Raw genomic sequence first — 1,385 nt, forward strand, 5'->3', positions numbered from 1 at the left:
GGGCCATGTGTGGACGGCTCCTGGTTGGCAAGGAGAATCTTCACTTTGCAGCTTGGTCGGAGCAGCCATGTGTTCGGCCTGTTAGTGCGGTACGCATGACCGCTGGCCATAATGCCCTCCGCGGATCAGGTCCCGGTCAAAACCTCGCATTCGACAATGCTGTGGCCCATGTGGGTTGTCCTGATCGCCGGATCGACCGGCGCTGCATTACGTGCTGTTCGCCCTTCCAACCGTTACGTCACGCCGGCGTTGTCGGCGCGATCTCGTTTAGGCCGCCAGCGCGGCCGGCTCCTGGTAGCGTTCGTTCCTGGCCATCATCGCCCAGGCCATCCTGGCGAGCTTGTTGGCAAGCGCGATGGCGGCGACCTTGGTGGGTCGCCGCGCCAACAACGCGGTGAGCCAGGGCCGATGCCCCGTGCCATGGATCTTGGCATAGCGGATCACGGCAAGTGCGCCAGCCGTGAACAGGCTACGCAAATAGCGATCGCCCTGCTTGCTGATACTGCCAAGCTTGTCTTTACCCCCGCTCGAGCTCTGCTTTGGCACGAGACCAACCCAGGCCGAGAAGTCCCGCCCGGATCGGAAGGCTTTGGGATCGGCAACGCTCGCGACCAGCGCTGTTGCCAGCGCCGGACCGACGCCAGGGATCGCGTCCAGCCGCTTGCTCGTCGTGTTTGATCGATGCCAGGCGATGATGCGGCGGTCGAACTCCAGGATCTGGGCCTTCAGCGCGCGCAATTGACCGCCAAGAGCAGCAAGGCACATCCGGGCGACCTCCGGGACTCGGTCTTCGGCTTTATCGGCGACGACTTCCAGCAGTTGCTCGACGCCTCGCCGCCCAACAGGGGCGACAATCCCGAACTCGGCAAGATAGGCGCGGATCGAGTTGATAATCGCGGTCTGCTGGCGGATGAAGAGGTGGCGCGCTCGGTGAAGCATCAGACAGCTCTGTTGCTCGACTGTCTTGGTCGGCACGAACCGCATGTTGGGCCTCGTCACCGCTTCACAGATCGCCTCCGCGTCCGTAGCGTCGTTCTTCTGCCGCTTGACGTAGGGCTTCACATAGGCCGGAGGCATCAATCGCACCGTATGGCCCAACGCCTGCAATTCACGGGACCAATGGTGCGATGATGCGCAAGCTTCGATCCCCACCAGGCATGGCGGCAGCTTCTGGAAGAAAGCCAAGACGTGGCTGCGCCTCAACTGACGGCGTATGACCACCTGGCCGGCTGCATCAACGCCGTGTACTTGGAAGACCGACTTCGCAATATCCAGACCAATCGTCGAAATTGACTGCATAGGCTGCTCCTCCGAATCGTGGGAGCCTCAAACGGCGCCCACTCCTTGGCACTCTCGTGCCCGTGGAGGAGCCGTCCACAGCATCA

At 62.3% G+C, this 1,385-nt stretch carries 1 protein-coding gene; it reads right to left on the reverse strand.

Annotated features, from left to right (window positions below):
- Window positions 1–267: 267 nt before the first annotated feature.
- Window positions 268–1,299, reverse strand: coding sequence for an IS110 family transposase (locus M2427_RS42040; protein ID WP_280712566.1), 1,032 nt, complete (start codon window positions 1,297–1,299; stop codon window positions 268–270).
- Window positions 1,300–1,385: the final 86 nt, after the last annotated feature.

This window comes from Bradyrhizobium sp. BR13661 (assembly GCF_029892425.1).
Classification (GTDB): domain Bacteria; phylum Pseudomonadota; class Alphaproteobacteria; order Rhizobiales; family Xanthobacteraceae; genus Bradyrhizobium.